The organism is Arsukibacterium perlucidum DSM 18276, from assembly GCF_000382165.1.
Classification (GTDB): Bacteria; Pseudomonadota; Gammaproteobacteria; order Enterobacterales; family Alteromonadaceae; genus Alishewanella; species Alishewanella perlucidum.
This window is the reverse complement of the sequence record NZ_KB907714.1, coordinates 50,777-66,759: the sequence shown is the minus strand read 5'-3', so window position 1 is coordinate 66,759 and position 15,983 is coordinate 50,777. Positions and strand designations below refer to the sequence as shown.

At 49.3% G+C, this 15,983-nt stretch carries 16 protein-coding genes; all 16 read right to left on the bottom strand.

Annotated elements, in window-relative coordinates:
• Positions 1 to 2 precede the first annotated feature (2 nt).
• The 16 genes from flhA to fliE all read right to left on the bottom strand — a co-directional run bounded on the left by flhA (position 3) and on the right by fliE (position 15,873).
• On the bottom strand, positions 3 to 2,108 hold the full coding sequence (gene flhA, locus H141_RS0111640; protein WP_019676446.1) for a flagellar biosynthesis protein FlhA: 2,106 nt from the start codon (positions 2,106 to 2,108) through the stop codon (positions 3 to 5).
• Between the two features lie 150 nt (positions 2,109 to 2,258).
• On the bottom strand, positions 2,259 to 3,389 hold the full coding sequence (gene flhB / locus H141_RS0111635; protein ID WP_019676445.1) for a flagellar biosynthesis protein FlhB: 1,131 nt from the start codon (positions 3,387 to 3,389) through the stop codon (positions 2,259 to 2,261).
• Positions 3,390 to 3,401: 12 nt separating this feature from the next.
• On the bottom strand, positions 3,402 to 4,175 hold the full coding sequence (gene fliR / locus H141_RS0111630) for a flagellar biosynthetic protein FliR (RefSeq protein ID WP_019676444.1): 774 nt from the start codon (positions 4,173 to 4,175) through the stop codon (positions 3,402 to 3,404).
• Positions 4,175 to 4,444 (bottom strand): flagellar biosynthesis protein FliQ, encoded by a 270-nt coding sequence (gene fliQ, locus H141_RS0111625; RefSeq protein WP_019676443.1) that lies wholly within the window; start codon positions 4,442 to 4,444, stop codon positions 4,175 to 4,177. The genes fliR and fliQ overlap by 1 nt, the downstream gene beginning before the upstream one ends.
• A complete protein-coding gene (gene fliP / locus H141_RS0111620; RefSeq protein ID WP_019676442.1) occupies positions 4,441 to 5,184 on the bottom strand; it encodes a flagellar type III secretion system pore protein FliP in 744 nt (247 codons plus the stop codon). The genes fliQ and fliP overlap by 4 nt, the downstream gene beginning before the upstream one ends.
• Positions 5,185 to 5,190: 6 nt before the next feature.
• On the bottom strand, positions 5,191 to 5,766 hold the full coding sequence (gene fliO, locus H141_RS0111615) for a flagellar biosynthetic protein FliO (RefSeq protein WP_019676441.1): 576 nt from the start codon (positions 5,764 to 5,766) through the stop codon (positions 5,191 to 5,193).
• Complete coding sequence (gene fliN, locus H141_RS0111610) at positions 5,766 to 6,158, bottom strand: flagellar motor switch protein FliN (RefSeq protein ID WP_019676440.1); 393 nt, start codon at positions 6,156 to 6,158, stop codon at positions 5,766 to 5,768. Before fliN ends, fliO begins: the two co-directional genes overlap by 1 nt.
• A gap of 4 nt (positions 6,159 to 6,162) precedes the next feature.
• On the bottom strand, positions 6,163 to 7,251 hold the full coding sequence (fliM, locus tag H141_RS0111605) for a flagellar motor switch protein FliM (RefSeq protein WP_019676439.1): 1,089 nt from the start codon (positions 7,249 to 7,251) through the stop codon (positions 6,163 to 6,165).
• A gap of 12 nt (positions 7,252 to 7,263) precedes the next feature.
• Entirely contained in the window at positions 7,264 to 7,791 is a 528-nt protein-coding gene (gene fliL, locus H141_RS0111600; RefSeq protein ID WP_019676438.1) for a flagellar basal body-associated protein FliL, read from the bottom strand.
• Positions 7,792 to 7,885: 94 nt separating this feature from the next.
• Positions 7,886 to 9,874 carry a flagellar hook-length control protein FliK gene (locus H141_RS0111595; RefSeq protein WP_019676437.1) on the bottom strand — a complete coding sequence of 663 codons (1,989 nt, stop codon included), beginning with the start codon at positions 9,872 to 9,874 and terminating at the stop codon, positions 7,886 to 7,888.
• A 105-nt stretch (positions 9,875 to 9,979) separates the two neighbouring features.
• Positions 9,980 to 10,432: a flagellar export protein FliJ gene (fliJ, locus tag H141_RS0111590; RefSeq protein WP_019676436.1), complete on the bottom strand. Its 453-nt coding sequence runs from the start codon at positions 10,430 to 10,432 to the stop codon at positions 9,980 to 9,982.
• A complete protein-coding gene (gene fliI, locus H141_RS0111585; RefSeq protein ID WP_019676435.1) occupies positions 10,432 to 11,775 on the bottom strand; it encodes a flagellar protein export ATPase FliI in 1,344 nt (447 codons plus the stop codon). The genes fliJ and fliI overlap by 1 nt, the downstream gene beginning before the upstream one ends.
• Positions 11,768 to 12,724 carry a flagellar assembly protein FliH gene (gene fliH, locus H141_RS0111580; RefSeq protein WP_019676434.1) on the bottom strand — a complete coding sequence of 319 codons (957 nt, stop codon included), beginning with the start codon at positions 12,722 to 12,724 and terminating at the stop codon, positions 11,768 to 11,770. The genes fliI and fliH overlap by 8 nt, the downstream gene beginning before the upstream one ends.
• A gap of 63 nt (positions 12,725 to 12,787) precedes the next feature.
• Positions 12,788 to 13,819, bottom strand: coding sequence for a flagellar motor switch protein FliG (gene fliG / locus H141_RS0111575; RefSeq protein ID WP_019676433.1), 1,032 nt, complete (start codon positions 13,817 to 13,819; stop codon positions 12,788 to 12,790).
• Positions 13,812 to 15,524 (bottom strand): flagellar basal-body MS-ring/collar protein FliF, encoded by a 1,713-nt coding sequence (gene fliF, locus H141_RS0111570; RefSeq protein WP_019676432.1) that lies wholly within the window; start codon positions 15,522 to 15,524, stop codon positions 13,812 to 13,814. The genes fliG and fliF overlap by 8 nt, the downstream gene beginning before the upstream one ends.
• A 10-nt stretch (positions 15,525 to 15,534) precedes the next feature.
• Entirely contained in the window at positions 15,535 to 15,873 is a 339-nt protein-coding gene (fliE, locus tag H141_RS0111565) for a flagellar hook-basal body complex protein FliE (protein ID WP_019676431.1), read from the bottom strand.
• Between the last annotated feature and the right edge of the window lie 110 nt (positions 15,874 to 15,983).

Sequence of the window (15,983 nt, the reverse complement as noted above, 5' to 3'; positions counted from 1 at the left end):
TCCTAGTTTTGCTGACCAATAACGCTGACAATCCGAATTTGTTTATCATCGGGAATTTCCTGATATGACAATACCCTTAAACCCGGAATAGTGTACTTCACGAATCGTGCCATGACTGAACGTAAAATTCCTGACGTTAACATGACGGCACTCTCACCATTCAATTCCTGATTCTGATGTGCCTCCTGCAACGATTTCTGGATCCGATCTGCCAGCCCGGGTTCAATGCCGGCACCATCGTTGCCTGCCGCCTGCATTGACTGATGTAACATTTGCTCAAGCTCTGGCGCAAAGGTTATAACCGGAATTTCAGCCTTACTACCCACCACTTCCTGCACGATTAGCCGGCGCAGCGAAATCCGGCAGGCCGCGGTCAGCACATCGACATCCTGACTTTTACTGCCGTACTCCACCAGAGTTTGCACTATGGTGCGCATGTCACGAATTGGCACCCCCTCCTGCAGCAGATTTTGCAGTACTTTCACAACGGTGGTCAGTTGCAACACATCAGGCACCAGACCTTCAACCAGTTTAGGTGAATGTTTGGCCAGCATATCCAGCAGGTTTTGTACTTCTTCATGGCCCAGTAAGTTGGCGGCGTTGTTAGTTAAAATCTGGCTTAAATGAGTAGCGACCACGGTAGCGGCATCAACCACGGTGTAACCCAGGGTTTGCGCGTGCTCGCGCTGATCTTTACTGATCCAGACCGCTTCCAGTCCAAAAGCGGGGTCTTTGGTTGCCACACCTTTTAGCTGACCAAATACCTGGCCCGGATTGATTGCCAGTTCGTTATCATGACGCAGTTCGCCCTCACCGCTGGTGACACCCATCAACGCCACCCGGTAGCTGTTTGGTTCTAAATCGAGGTTGTCGCGGATATGGACCGGTGGTATCAAAAAGCCCAGTTCCTGCGACAGTTTTTTCCGCACACCTTTAATCCGGTTCAGCAGTTCGCCACCCTGCGCTTTATCAACCAGTGGAATTAACCGGTAACCTACTTCCAGGCCAATAGTATCAACGCCCTGTACGTCATCCCAACCAATCTCTTTCATCGGTTGCACCTGGTTATCTGCTGCAGGAGCAGTGTTTTTAGTAACCAGCTCGGCTTGCAGTCGCACCGCTTTACGCTGCATAAAAAAGGCTGTGCCGCCAATTAACGCTGCCAGGCTTAAAAAAGCAAAGTGTGGCATGCCAGGGACAATGCCCATCAGGGTCAGCACGCCAGCAGCGATAAACAACACATGGGTGTTGTCGCTAAGCTGGGCTGTCATTTGCTCGCCCAAGTCACCTGATTTATTCTGGCGGGTTACGATGATAGCGGTACCGATTGACAATAACAGCGATGGAATTTGCGCCACCAAACCATCACCAATGGTTAACAGGGTATAGATTTCCATGGCATCGCCAAAGCTTAAATCATGCTGCAGCATGCCAATGAACAGACCACCAATTAAGTTGATTACCAGGATCACGATACCGGCGATAGCATCACCTTTGACAAACTTACTGGCACCATCCATCGAACCATAGAAATCCGCTTCACTGGTGACTTCTTCGCGCCGGGTTCGCGCTTCTTCCTGGGTGATAAGACCAGAGTTTAAGTCGGCATCAATCGCCATTTGCTTACCCGGCATCGCGTCAAGGGTAAAGCGGGCCGATACTTCAGCAATACGGCCGGCACCTTTAGTCACCACCACAAAGTTAATAATGATCAGAATTAAAAACACCACTATACCGACCGCATAGTTACCGCCGATAACCACCGAGCCGAATGCTTCAATAACTTTACCGGCAGCATCGCCACCGTTATGGCCTTCCAGCAACACCACCCGGGTACTGGCAACATTCAGCGCCAGTCGCATAATAGTAGCCACCAGCAATACGCTGGGGAAAATACCAAAATCCAATGGTCGCAGGGTATAAATGGTAACCAGTAACACCACCAGCGACAGCGCAATATTAAATGAGAACAGGGTATCCAGCAGGATTGGCGGTAACGGCAGCACTACCATCGCCAATGCCGCCAGAATAAGCAACGGTGTGCCAAGCCCTTTCATAAAAGACAATTTTGATTTATCAAAGTTGTTGAAATACTGAACAAACTGCATGGCGTACCTAACAAATTATTGGCGCATTACGCGAGGCTAAGTCTGTTACAGCAAAAACCATTCCATAACTAACAGCGTTTGTATTAAGTGTTAAAAAAGGGTCAGAGTGACTAGTTTATTCACTCTGACCCTTTTTTAACAAGACACGTTTTAATGGCGGTAATCGGCGGGTATTGGCAATTCCCTGGCCAGATTTTTTGGCCGGCTGCCTTTGCCTTTTTTATACATTTTCAGCTGATAAACGTAAGCCAGCACCTGAGCAACGGCGGCAAACAGTTGTTCAGGGATGGGGTGGTCAAGTTCTGTGGTATAAAATATTGACCGCGCCAGTGCCGGGGATTCAATTACCGGTACTTTATGCTCGTTACCAATTTTGCGGATATGCATCGCTACTTCGTCCACACCTTTCGCCACCACTACCGGCGCCCGGAACTTACCCTGATCGTATTTCAGAGCCACCGCAAAATGCGTTGGGTTGGTAACAATAACGTCGGCAGTTGGCACTTCCTGCATCATTCGTTTCATCGACATTTGCATTTGGGTGCGGCGAATACGGGCTTTGATTTCCGGGCTACCTTCTGAGTTTTTATGCTCGTCTTTAATTTCCTGCAGACTCATTTTCAGCTGTTTAGTATGGTTCCAAATTTGATAAGGTGCATCAACCAAGGCAATGATGAACGTGCTGCTGCATAGCCCCAAAAACAGCCATGCCAGCACATAAAGCGCTGATTCGATATTATTAGGCTCGCTCATCAGTGACAGCGCCATAATGTCCATAAAAAACAGCTTTAGCAGCAAGTAAGCAACAATAACCACCACCGCCACTTTTAAGATGGCTTTACCAAGCTCCACTAATGCTTGCAAGCCAAACATCCGTTTAAAGCCTTGCAGCGGGCTCATTTTACTGGCTTTGGGTCCGGCTGCCTCCCAGCTGAAATTAAAACCACCTAATAAGCAGTTACCAACAAAAGCAGCAACCAGAATAAAAGCAAAAATTGCCGCCAACGGTGGCAGTAACTCTTGTCCCACTTTACCCCAGGCCGTGAACATTGAGTTGGTTTCAAACATGTCTTTATGATCAAGATGCATCATACGCTGGCCGACATTCAGCACCCCCACTGCCAGCATTTTGCCAAACATCAACATAGCGGCTGCACTGGCGATCAAAACAAAAGCCGTACCAAGGTCTTTTGAACGGGCGATCTGACCCTTTTTCGCTGCGTCTTGCAGCTTCTTCGGTGTGGGCTGTTCGGTTTTTTCCGCGCCGGAATCTTCTGCCATGCTCAGCCTCCGTTAACAGCCAACAAGCCGGCAGCTATAGTCTATTGCATGCTGCCATTGCTTATCGTAGTGGAACAAAAAGGTGTCCAGGGTCAGCCACAAAATCACTAAACCTGCCAACATGGTGATAGGGAAACCTATTGCGAAAATATTGAGCTGTGGTGCGGCCCGGGTCATGATGCCAAACGATAAATTGACTATTAACATCGCGACTATTGGCGCCAGGGCAATGGCCAGCGCCGTAGCAAACATCCAGCCGCCAAATTCAATAATGGTCCAGTAGCTGCTCATTTCCCACCATTGGCCATTAATGGGCAAAGTATCAAAGCTGAACACCAGCATCTGGATCATAATCAAGTGGCCGTTAAAAACAAAAAATAACAAGGTAGCTAAAATCAGATAAAACTGGCCGATAGCCGGCACACTCACACCGCTCGATGGGTCAGCCATTGAGGCAAAGGCTAAACCAGTTTGAGTGGCCAGTAACTGGCCGGCCAGCACAAAGGTGGTGATAAACATTTGCGAAATAAAGCCCAGGGCAAAGCCGATCATTATCTGAAAGAACACTTCAACAAACATTGCGCCAGACATTAAATCGGGCGGCGTGACCGGCGGCAGCATTGGCATGGCGACTAACGTAATCATTACTACCAGACCGGTTTTAATCCGCATCGGGATATTTCGCGCTCCCAGCCCCGCCATAATCATCAGCATGCCGGTTACCCGGCACAGCGGCAGTATAAAATCCGCGATGCCCTGCATTAAGGTACCGAGCGGAAATTCCATCAACTCACCACATTAGGGATACTAAGAAACAAGTCATGGGTATACTCCATAATCACCCTTACAAACCAATGACCACCAAACATTAATGCCAGTAAGGTAACTATCAGCCTTGGCAAAAAGCTCAGCGTTTGTTCGTTAATTGAGGTGGCGGCCTGGAACACCGCCACAATTAAACCCACAAACAATGATGGCAATATCATGGCACTAACCAGTAAAATGACGATAAACAGTGCGTCACGCAGCACGTCAACAAAGACTTCCGGGCTCATGTACCTACTCCATAGCTGGTGGCCAGCGTGCCCATCACTAATATCCAGCCGTCGACCAGCACAAACATCATCAGTTTAAATGGCAGGGAGATAATCATTGGTGACAACATCATCATACCCATTGCCATCAGCACGCTGGCCACCACTAAATCAATAATCAAAAACGGAATAAACAACATAAAGCCAATTTGAAATGCCGTTTTCAATTCACTGGTGATAAAAGCCGGAATCACCACCGTCATCGGGTAATCCTGCGGTTGCTCTAATACTTCAATGCCTGCGATTTGCGCGAAGGTGTCTAGGTCTCTTACCCGGGTTTGATGCAGCATAAAAGCTTTTAACGGTACGATGGCGGCGTCCAGTGCCTGCACCGGCGTGATCGACTCATTGAGGTAGGGTTGAATGGCCTGTTCGTTTACCTCTTTAAAGACTGGCGCCATGATGAAAAACGTCAGAAACAGCGTAATGCCAATTAATACCTGATTAGAGGGGGTTTGCATCAAACCAATGGCCTGACGCAAAATAGCCAGCACCACAATAATCCGGGTAAAACAGGTCATCATAATAACTATTGCCGGAATAAAGCTCAGCATGGTCATTAACGCCAGGACCTGCAGCGTTAAGCTGTACTGCTGCGAACCGTCATCATTAGTGGTGACGGTAACGGCCGACAACATGCTGTTATCGGCCAGCACCGCAGGGCTGAGTAACAGCAGCAACAAACACAGCAATCGCAACATAAAAACTTACTTTTTCAGGAATGATTGCAACTGTGTATGAAAGTCTGATGCCAACTTTGTTTCAGGAAGGGAATTTTCTAACTCAAACAGCATATTTATACTATGAGGTGTCACTCCTAGAACCCGCTGTTTTCCTTGTATTTCAATAACTAACAATCGTTCTCGCTGCCCTAGTGGCACTGAACAAATAACTTTAACATGCTGGGTACCAGGCAGGCGCATTGTCAATTTTTTGAATAACCAACCCAGCGCAACGACCAGCAACAACACCGCCGCCAGAGAAATGGCGATTTTGCCAAGGCTTATCCCGCTATTGGCAGTACGTTCAGTTGCAGGTTCCTGCCGCTGAAAAGGCAAACTTTGGCGCGGCACGGCTTGAGAGTCAGCTTTGTCTGCTTGCTCTGCCTGCTCTGCAACAACTTCAGGCTCTGTTCGTTGTTCAAGCGCAGCATCAGCATCAGCTGCAGCGCTGGCTGTTTGCTTTTGCTGCTCAGCGGTCTCAGGTTGCGCAGATGCGCCAGCAGCCGTTACCAGTAATAACGAAATAAATAGCGTAATAACAGTTTTGATAAGTGGCTGCATTAGCGTAGCTTTTTAATCCGTTCAATCTGACTGATGACATCGGTCAGGCGAATACCAAATTTATCATTCACCACTACCACTTCGCCATGCGCGATCAGGGTACCGTTTACCAGCACATCTAATGGCTCACCGGCAACCCGCTCCAGCTCTACCACTGAGCCCTGGTTTAACTGCAGTAAGTTACGGATACTGATTTTTGCCCGGCCCACTTCCATTGAAATGGTAACCGGAATATCCAGGATGGTGTCTAACTTACGCTGCTCATCGACGGTAATACTGGATTTTTCATCCTTTAGCTCTTCCAGATCAACGGCTTTAGCGCCATCGTCTTCGCCCTCGGCCTCGGCCATGGCTGCAGCCCATTCATCCATTGTGTCTTTATCGTCTGCCATAATGTTACCCTCTGTCCCGCTCTGTTAAGTTCAGATCGGCTTCTAATTCTGAAATATCTGCATCGCTGTCCAGGCGCCTGCCACCTTTGGTAAAAACGTGGAGCTCAGATTTAACGGATTCTGGACGTCTGATTTTTTCAATGATTTTCAGTGCCACATTCTCACGCGACCGTCCCAGCTTAGCCCGGTAAGTCGGTAAATCTTCAATTAATACCGTAATATGCTCCGGGATCTCAACCGGAATAATGTCGCCGGCCTTCAGCTCCATCACCTCTTTCAGGGTTAAGTCAACATCAAGCATCTTAGTAGATAAGTCGACTTTAACATCCATAATTTCATCGCGTAGCGCCTTACTCCAGCGTAAATCTGTGTCTTCTTTATCGCTTTGCACCCCGGCATCGAGTAACTCACGGATAGGTTCCAGCATTGAGTACGGCAACGCGACGTGGAAATCGCCGCCACCACCATCCAGTTCAATATGAAAAGAGCTGATTACCACCACTTCGGTAGGACTGACGATATTTGCCATAGCCGGGTTAACTTCCGAGTCAAGATACTCGAATGATACATCCATGACCGGCGCCCAGGCTTCTTTATAATCTTCGAAAATCAATTTCAGCAGCATCTGAATGATACGGCGTTCGGTCGGAGTAAATTCCCGGCCTTCAATTTTGGCATGGTAACGGCCATCACCACCAAAGAAGTTATCAACCAGAATAAACACCAACCGCGCTTCCATCGTAATCAAACCGGTACCTTTCAGCGGCCGGAAGCGCACCATATTTAAACTGGTAGGCACAAAAAGCGTGTGGACATATTCACCAAACTTAATCATCTGCACGCCGTTAATTGACACCTCAGCAGTGCGTCGCATCATGTTAAACAAACTAATCCGCATATGGCGGGCAAACCGCTCATTTACCATTTCCAGAGTAGGCATGCGACCACGGACAATACGATCCTGCGATGAGAAATCGTATTCCATGGTAGATCGACCCCGGCCACTGCCGCCGTCATCTATCTCTTCTTCTTCGACGTCGTCGACACCATGTAACAGCGCATCAATTTCATCTTGCGACAATAAATCGGTCACGTTAGCTCACTCTTATTGCATAACAAAACTGGTGAAAAGCACTTCTTCCACCACCACTGTCCCTGCAACTTCCAGCAAGGCTTGCTGTAAATCACTGAGGGCTTTGTTTTTTAACGCATCTTTGCCTGTGGTTGTTACCATCTCATCGGCACTGGCACTGCTGAACGACTCTAACAAGCTCGCTTCAATTAATGGTATGTGGCGCTGCGCGACCGTCTCATTATTACTTCCCCGCACCAGCAACTGCACTTTTATCTGCACCAGACGATCGCGCGCTGAGCCAGGAACATTGAACACAAAAGGTCTTGGCATCGCCACATACAGCGCATTGCCTTCTGGCCCGGTGGGTCGGTTTTCACCGCTAGCCTGATTTGCAACTGCTTCAGCACCGTCTGCTGACTCAGCACTCTTACCACCAAGAAAATAAAAGTAAGCGCCGGCAGCGACGATCAACACCACGACGACCGCACTGGCCAGTAAAATTATCTTTTTCAGGCCCCATTTGCTTTCAGTAAGCTTTAAATCGTCATCAGCTGCCATTTGTGCTCCATTAATTTTATTAATTCAGGCTATTATGCTCACCAGCCGCCACTAATGTAAATTGTTAATCTGCCGCCGGTACTGCTTAGGTTGCTCAGGCATAGTAGTCGACAATGCGCTCGCTAAGCTTAACGTCTAACTGCACCGCTGTCGCCTGACCGCCTGAATGTTGCTCGGTATCACCCTGGCCGGCCCCTGCATTGCCATCGCGCTGCGCGCTGGCCTGCCCGTTGCCCTGACGTTGCTGCTGCACATTGCCTTCACCTAACTGGATGCCTTGCTGCTGCATCATTTCCCGTAATCTGGGCATTTGCTGCTCTAGCAATTCTTTGGCATGTTGCTGCTGCACAATAAACTGCACTGTTGCCTGATCTTGTTGCAGGTTTACCCGAATTTGCATCTGGCCCAAATCTGCAGGATCAAGCCTGATTTCAGCAACCTGGATATTCTGGCGCACCATCATATTGATCCGCTCTTTTAACTGACCAGCGGCATTTTGTGCCAGTAAATTGACCTGCTTCAATTGCTCGGTTACCGACGTATTGACGCTTTGCGCCTTGGTCCGCTCTGCAGTTTGCAGTGCTGTGGCTGCTGTAGCAGCTGTCGCCGCGTCCAGTCTGGCCAAAATTGCTTCGCTCTGACTTTGCCTTGCCTGGCTGCCGACACCACCAAAACCGCTTAACCCTGATTCAGATCTGACGCCAGCGCTGATTAAACCGGGGTCAACTTTAATTTGCTGACTGCCAGCGTCAGTTTCCACTACCAACGATTTTTTACTCTGACTATTATTTTCTGCCGTGCCGTCACGTTGCTGCTGTTTCGCCAGCAGTACCTCTGCCACTGCTGCAGCGCTGGCCAGCGTGCTGCCTGGTTTGCCATCACTATTAACCACTGAGGTTTTATCTAAACTGTCTGAGTTTTCAAAAATCGTGGTTGCTGCCGATTTGCTGTTAGTGGTTGCCTTTTGTAACTCAATCAGCTCTGCGGCATTTTTCACTGTCTCTGCCATCGGGTTTAATGTTGGGCTCTTTACTGCTGCCAAATCAGCATTAGCTAAGGCTTTTAGTTCAGCCGTTAACTCAGGATCATGGTCGGGGCTAATCATCTCAGCCCGTTGTCGGGCTAACAGCTCTGCTGCAACCCCAGTGGCCTGCTTACTTTGCTCAGTCACCACCGCCGACGCCGGCGCATTCACTGCGGCTGTTAATTTGTCGTTGCTCACTGCAACAAATTCTTGAGCTGACAGTACTTTATTAGCACCTTTAATGTCTGATGTTATTGCATCACTGGCAACAGTTGCAATCTGTGCAGGCGACACAGCTAAATCAACATCTGACGCCTGATTAGCCAGTGCTTGCCGGGCAAGTTCAACGGCCCCGTTGTCATTATGCTGCTTGTTTGTGACTTTATCGCCGCTCGCACCGACTGTTAATGGCTGGCTTTGTTCAGATACCTCAGCAGAATCTTTTATGACCCCACTTAACAACGACGAGACAACATGTTCTGCTTTGGATTGGCTGCTATTAGCAATAGTTGCCGGGTCAGCAAGCTGTTCCGGGTTAACTGTACCTGCTGCCGTTATTTCCGGATACACCGGCAGAATAAACCACTCACCTTTGGTTAATTTTATACCACCGCTAATTCCGCTGGCATCGTCACTGTCAGCAAAGTGAATACTACCGGCGTTTGCTGCAGCCGGAGCATTTTCTGCACCACCAGCTGTCAACAGCAGCCGGGTCTGGCTTGCCAGATCCAGTAATCCCAGCAGGGTACCAGCATTGCTTTCATCTTCCAGACTAAGTTCCGCCTCTGGGGGGATCACCGGTGGGTTAATGCTATCCGGCTGGCCTGCAGGCTGACCTTCCATGCTGGCTGTCTGCTTGCCTTTACCGCTAATAGTAAAACCGGCAAAACTTTGCCTGTCAGCGGTTTGCTGTTGCTCGCCTGATTGATTCAGCAAGCGTCGGAATTGGCTGCCACCACCAGTTTCATCCAATACCGCCGCAGGCTCACGGCTATCAGGCTCAACGCCCATAGCTCCCGGGCCTGAGCTTAAAAACGATACAGACAACAACGGATTCATTTGGATCTCCTGGTTGTGCTAACTATTCACATGCTATGAATTGCGTAAATGTGTACTTATAAAGTTTCGATACAAAAAACGCGCCAGTTTTAAAAGCAATCTAAATTATTGATCCTGAGTGAGTTGCCGCCGGTAGAATTGCTGGCCCGCATATTCATCACTAAGGCTTTGCTGCTGTCGTTCCAACACTTGCAGTGCTGCGCTGTCTGCGCGCTCAACCAATAGCTCCAGCGCCTTACGTTTTGTTTGCATTTTTAGCCAGCTTTGTTTGCGCTGCTCTGCGACTGCTTTTGCCTGATGTACCACTCTGGCCTGTTGGATCAGAGCTTGATCCAACTTCCCAATAAAATTGACATATTGGCTATACTGGCGGCTTTGCAGGCCCTTACTGCCCTCACGCTGGCTTTGCTGGATGTATTCTGTCCGGTAATTTGCCAGTCCCTGATATTTTTGTTCAGCCTGCTGATAGTATTGCTGCGCTTTAATAAACTGCGCCTGCAGATTCTCTTCCCGCTCACGCTGAACTTTTATGATTAAACTAAAGCGGTGGCCTGCCATCAGCCGGCCATTCGCGGTGCAGGCATTACCTGACTAAGCGCCGATAAACTTTCATCATAAGGCACAACATCCTGCATGCCTTGTTGTAAAAATGCGTTAATTTTTGGCATCAGACCAATGGCTTGATCCAATAACGGGTCGCTGCCACGAACGTAAGCGCCAATTGAAATCAGATCTTTACTTTGCTGATAGCTGGCATAAAGCTGCTTTATGCTACGGGCAAGTTGCTGGTGCTCAATGCTGGTAACTGCAGGCATCACCCGGCTAATCGATTTTTCAATGTCAATTGCCGGAAAATGGCCACTGTCGGCCAGGGTTCGGGACAACACTATATGACCATCCAGAATGGCGCGGGAGGCGTCGGCTATCGGATCCTGTAAATCGTCCCCCTCTGACAACACCGTATAAAAGGCCGTTATCGAGCCCTGATGGCCGGTACCGTTGCCAGCCCGCTCAACTAATGCCGGTAATTTGGCGAATACCGAAGGCGGATACCCCTTGGTCGCCGGTGGCTCACCAACGGCCAGGGCAATCTCACGCTGTGCCTGGGCATAACGGGTAATAGAGTCAATTAGCAGCAACACATCGAGCCCCTGATCCCGGAAATACTCAGCAACCTGCACTGCCGTTTCACAACCTTTTAAACGCATTAGCGGCGACACGTCGGCCGGGGCAGCAATAACCACCGAGCGCGCTTTACCTTCCTCACCAAGAATTTCATCAATAAACTCTTTTACCTCACGGCCCCGCTCACCAACCAGGCCAACCACTATCACGTCAGCTGCGGTACCGCGGGTCATCATGCCAAGCAATACGCTTTTACCCACACCACTACCAGCGAATAACCCCATCCGCTGGCCTTTACCCACAGTAATAATACTGTTAATTGCCCGCACGCCCACATCCAATGGCTGCTTCACCGGGCGGCGCAGCAACGGGTTAATTGGTTTGCCCTTACCTTTACTAAATTCAGTGGCGCTGATTGGCCCTTTACCATCAAGCGGTTTGCCAACGCCGTCAATTACCCTGCCCAGTAGATTCAAGGTTAAGGGTACGCCTTTGTATTGCATAACCGGCGTAACCTTAGCGCCAGGTACTACTCCGGCAATATCATCCTGTGGCATCAAAAATAAGCGGTCATTAGCGAAACCGACAACTTCGGCCAGAATAGCGCCACGGGCACTTTCAACCAGACAAGGCTGACCTATCGCCGCCCGGCAGCCCGTGGCCTCCAGCGTTAGACCAACCACCCGCACCAGATGGCCTGATACCGCAGGTAAAGACGGGTGGATGAACTGCTGCTGTTGTTGCAACCGTTGCAGCAAACTGGTGCTGTCAGTCATGCGGCTTAATATCCTTTGTTTGAGTATCCTTTGTTTGAGGAGTATCCGCTTGAGCATCTGCTTGAGCATCCTGGGAAGCAGCAGTATGAGCATTGTTATCTGCTGCATCCGTCGGCTGGGCTGCAATAACATCTGCGGCATTAGCCGCAGCCTCTGTTAATTGCAGAAAATGCTCTAAACTGCTTTGGACCCGCTGATTCAAACTGCGATCGACACTGGAGCTGGTACTTTCAACCAGGCAACCGCCTTGCCCGACCAGCGGCTCGGCCCGCAACTGCCAGCCACGTTCAGATAATTCAGTGTCATTGTAATGACGTTTGACACTGGCAACATCTGCCGGGTTAAGTTTAATAACCAGTTTACTGCTTTGCAGTGGCAAAGCGCTGACTGCTTCTTGTAACGCCTGCAGAATCACTTTCGGATTGGTTGTCACCTCGACGTTGATAACCGCTTTGGCCATCGCCAGGCTCAGTTGCACCAGCTCTTGCTCCACCCGGCTGTCAATTTTTGCCAGTGGTTGTTGCAGCTGATCCAGTAATACACTTAATTCCGCACGTAACGCATCCAGCTCTGTTGCTGCATCCGCCATGCCCTGCTTTTTACCTTCAGCCTGGCCCTGCTTGAAACCATCTTGCTGACCTTGTTCCCGACCTTCACTGTAACCTTTAGCAAACCCTTCTTCTTTGCCCTGGGCCATTCCTTCGTCATGGGCAGCCTGGCGCATTTGCTCAATATCATCAGCAGTTAGCGGTTTAACCACCAACTGCTCCTCGTCCTCTGCAGCCGCAGCGGTTCTGGCCTCGGGCAGGTGCATATTAAGGGCGTTAGTCCGGGTATCCTGGCCCCGGGCATCGGCGGTTAAATCCGGCGTATGCCAATGTTTTACCTGCTCTGCTGCGTCAGGATCGGGTGAATAAGGCCGGTTACGGCTATGCGCGCTTTTAGTCATTGCTAATTCCGTTGCCTGTTTCAGGAAATCTTTTTACAGGACATCTTGTTACCTGAAATCTTGTTACAGGAAGTCTTCACCACCACCACCACCCAGCATAATTTCACCAGCATCTGATAAGCGGCGAGCGGTAGACAGGATTTCTTTCTGCGCAGTTTCCACTTCGCTAACCCGAACAGGTCCCATCGCTTCCAAATCGTCCTGCAGCAGTTCTGCCGCACGTTTGGACATATTCTTCAGGATTTTCTCTTTCAGATTCTCATCGGTACCTTTCAGTGCTTTCATCAACACATCCTGTTGAATTTCGCGCAATAACACCTGAATACCGCGATCATCAACATCAATCAGATTTTCAAATACGAACATCAGATCCTGTATTTGCTGGGCCATCTCTTCATCATGCTCACGGATGGAATCCATCAGCTGACCTTCCATATTGGTATCCAGATAATTCAGGATATCGGCTGCAGCTTTTAAGCCGCCCATTTTCGCTGACTGGGTGCCCGCCTGGCCGGCAAATTGTTTTTCCATAATTTCGTTTAGTTCCTGTAATGCTGCCGGTTGCACTTCTTCCAGATTGGCAATGCGCATGGTTAAATCCAGCCTTACCTTTTCTGAGAACTGCGATAAAATTTCTGCCGATTGCTCTGGCTCCAGATACGACAGCACGATAGTCTGAATTTGCGGGTGCTCGTTGCGAATGATATTGGCCACCTGCTTGGAATCCATCCATTTCAGGGAGTCGAGACCTTTGGCGCCGCCACCTAACACAATCTGGTCGATCAGGTTGGCTGCTTTTTCTTCACCCAATGCTGCGGTCAGCGCCCGTTTAATAAATTCTTCGCTCTGGAAACCAATGGTGCTGAAATTCTGAATTTGCTCAATAAACAAGCGATGCACTGCTGAGATCTTGGCCTGATTTAAATCAGTCATCTGCGCCATCGCCAGGCCTACTTTTTGCACCTGTTTTGGCTCCAGATGTTTTAGGATCTGGGCGGCATCTTCTTCCGATAAGCTGAGCAGCAGAATGGCGGCTTTTTCAACGCCATCCAGCTTACCAACATCAAAGGTAGGTTTACTTTCTATATTATTCATCTTCAGCCAACCAGTTTTTCACTACCAGAGAGGATAACTCAGGTTCATTGGCGACCAGTGCCCGAACCGCCCGCAATAAGTCTTCATCGCCATGCAAATCTGGCAGCATCAGCGTGCCATCTGGTGCAAAGCCTACTGCTTTTTCATCAAACGTCGAATTTAGCATATCTATGGTGTCATCACCGAGGTCTAAACCACTGCTCAGCGCGTTGTCATCATAAGCATCGGCAGTTTGCTCAGGGTAGATCAGTTTTTTCAGCATGGGCCTGACGATACCCAGCATCAGAGCGATAATGATAAGGCCGCCTATCAGCAAGCGCAGAATACGTAAAAACCATTCTTCCTGATAGATAGCCAGCTTTTCTTCTTCAAACAGCGCTTCCCGCACAAAGGGCACTGAAATAACCTCAATGGTATCGCCGCGCTGCGCATCAAAACCGATACCGCCTTGTAATAAGCGACGAATATTGGCCAGCGCTTGCTGAGTACGGGGCTGCAACTCACTGACTCCCTCAGCATTGGGCTCGCCTGGCTCGTAATCTACCGCCACCGACACCGACAGCCGGCGAATAACTCCGCTTTGCTGTGAAGTATGGCTGATAGTGGTGTCCAACTCATAGTTGCGGGTAGCTTCTTTGTGATTACGCCCCGGCATCACCGGCCGGGCATTGCCACCATCAGCCTGTTCCGGAATGTTTGAATTCAGTGGTGGCTGGTTAGACAACGCGCCCGGAATACCACTGCTACTGCCACCAACACTGCTTTCTTCGATGGTCATTTCACTGCGAATGGCCGGCAAATCAGGGTTAAAACGCTTCTGGGTTTGCTCAACCGCAGTAAAGTCCAGCATCAGGTCAACCTGAGCGGTATAGTTACCATAGCCCAGTACTGGCAGCAGAATAGAATCTACTTTCTGGCGGTATTCATCTTCACGGGCTCGTTGCAGTTCATGCTCGCGGCGCGAACGGGCGGCACTGCCATCCTGCGAACCACTATTTAGCAAGCGACCGCTCTGATCACTTACTGTTACTTTACCCGGCTCCATGCCTTGTACTGCAGAGGCGACCAGATCAACAATGGCATCCACTTCGCTGTCACGAATAACGGTGCCACCACGCGCAGTAACTAACACTGTAGCTGAAGGCGATGCGGCCTGGCGGGCAAACACATTTTCTTTTGGAATAGCCAATAATACCCGGGCACGGGCAATACTTTGCAGCTCTTCAATGGTGCGGGCCAGTTGCTGTTCCCGGCTGTGTTTTAAACGCTCCATTTCCAGGCGCTGGCTTACCCCAAAACCACTGTCCTGCATTAAAAACTCAGTACCGCTTGAGGCTTCCTGAGTTAAGCCTGCCCGTGACAAAGCCAGTTTTACTGCCTGATACCTATCTTCTGGCACATAAATAACGTTGCCCTCAAGCTTGTATTCAACTTTTTGAGAATCTAAATGATCGAGGGTTTGAATCAGCTCCTGTGTGGCGTAGGTACCCAGTGGCCGCATTTCCGCCTGCCGGGCCCAGAAAAAAATCAGTACCGCTATTACCAGACAAATAATCAGCGCAATCATCAGCGTAACCTGACGCATTATATCTACGCCGCCAATCGCTCCCAGAAAGCCTGATTTCTGCTCCTGTGCTTCTGAATTATTTGAGCTGTTGAAATCATTAGGGCTTATTGCCAGCTCTGTTGATTGATTATCTGCCACGTGCTACCCCTTAAACCGGCATTGACATAATGTCTTTGTACGCTTCAACCATTTTGTTGCGTACCTGTACTGTTGCTTCGAAGGCCAAGGACGACTTTTGGGCAGCTATCATTGCCTGTACCAGCGATACATTAGGATCGCCCATCTCAACCCGGCTTCTCAGCTCGCCCGCCGCCACCTGGACATTATTTACAGTTTTCAATGCGTCTTTAAATAAGGTACTGAATTCAGACTGACTGGGATTTATCTCTGCCAGTTGATTAACAGGTTTCATTTCGGCCGACACACTGCGGGCCTGAGTGGCCATCGATTGCATTTGGGCGTATAACGCCTGACCTTTAATGTTCATAACGGTACCTTGTTAAATAAGGCCTTGTTTACTAAAGCCTGATAAATGGAGCCTTTTGAATAACGCCGTGTCAATAAATTGCCAGCGGCTGGCTGCAAGGTTAACTAAGC

What these genes read in the sequence shown, in the direction of transcription:
- flhA (WP_019676446.1), bottom strand. Translation starts at nt 2,108, where the DNA reads ATGCAGTTTGTTCAGTATTTCAACAACTTTGATAAATCAAAATTGTCT.
- flhB (WP_019676445.1), bottom strand. Translation starts at nt 3,389, where the DNA reads ATGGCAGAAGATTCCGGCGCGGAAAAAACCGAACAGCCCACACCGAAG.
- fliR (WP_019676444.1), bottom strand. Translation starts at nt 4,175, where the DNA reads ATGGAATTTCCGCTCGGTACCTTAATGCAGGGCATCGCGGATTTTATA.
- fliQ (WP_019676443.1), bottom strand. Translation starts at nt 4,444, where the DNA reads ATGAGCCCGGAAGTCTTTGTTGACGTGCTGCGTGACGCACTGTTTATC.
- fliP (WP_019676442.1), bottom strand. Translation starts at nt 5,184, where the DNA reads ATGTTGCGATTGCTGTGTTTGTTGCTGCTGTTACTCAGCCCTGCGGTG.
- fliO (WP_019676441.1), bottom strand. Translation starts at nt 5,766, where the DNA reads ATGCAGCCACTTATCAAAACTGTTATTACGCTATTTATTTCGTTATTA.
- fliN (WP_019676440.1), bottom strand. Translation starts at nt 6,158, where the DNA reads ATGGCAGACGATAAAGACACAATGGATGAATGGGCTGCAGCCATGGCC.
- fliL (WP_019676438.1), bottom strand. Translation starts at nt 7,791, where the DNA reads ATGGCAGCTGATGACGATTTAAAGCTTACTGAAAGCAAATGGGGCCTG.
- H141_RS0111595 (WP_019676437.1), bottom strand. Translation starts at nt 9,874, where the DNA reads ATGAATCCGTTGTTGTCTGTATCGTTTTTAAGCTCAGGCCCGGGAGCT.
- fliJ (WP_019676436.1), bottom strand. Translation starts at nt 10,432, where the DNA reads ATGGCAGGCCACCGCTTTAGTTTAATCATAAAAGTTCAGCGTGAGCGG.
- fliI (WP_019676435.1), bottom strand. Translation starts at nt 11,775, where the DNA reads ATGACTGACAGCACCAGTTTGCTGCAACGGTTGCAACAACAGCAGCAG.
- fliH (WP_019676434.1), bottom strand. Translation starts at nt 12,724, where the DNA reads ATGACTAAAAGCGCGCATAGCCGTAACCGGCCTTATTCACCCGATCCT.
- fliG (WP_019676433.1), bottom strand. Translation starts at nt 13,819, where the DNA reads ATGAATAATATAGAAAGTAAACCTACCTTTGATGTTGGTAAGCTGGAT.
- fliE (WP_019676431.1), bottom strand. Translation starts at nt 15,873, where the DNA reads ATGAACATTAAAGGTCAGGCGTTATACGCCCAAATGCAATCGATGGCC.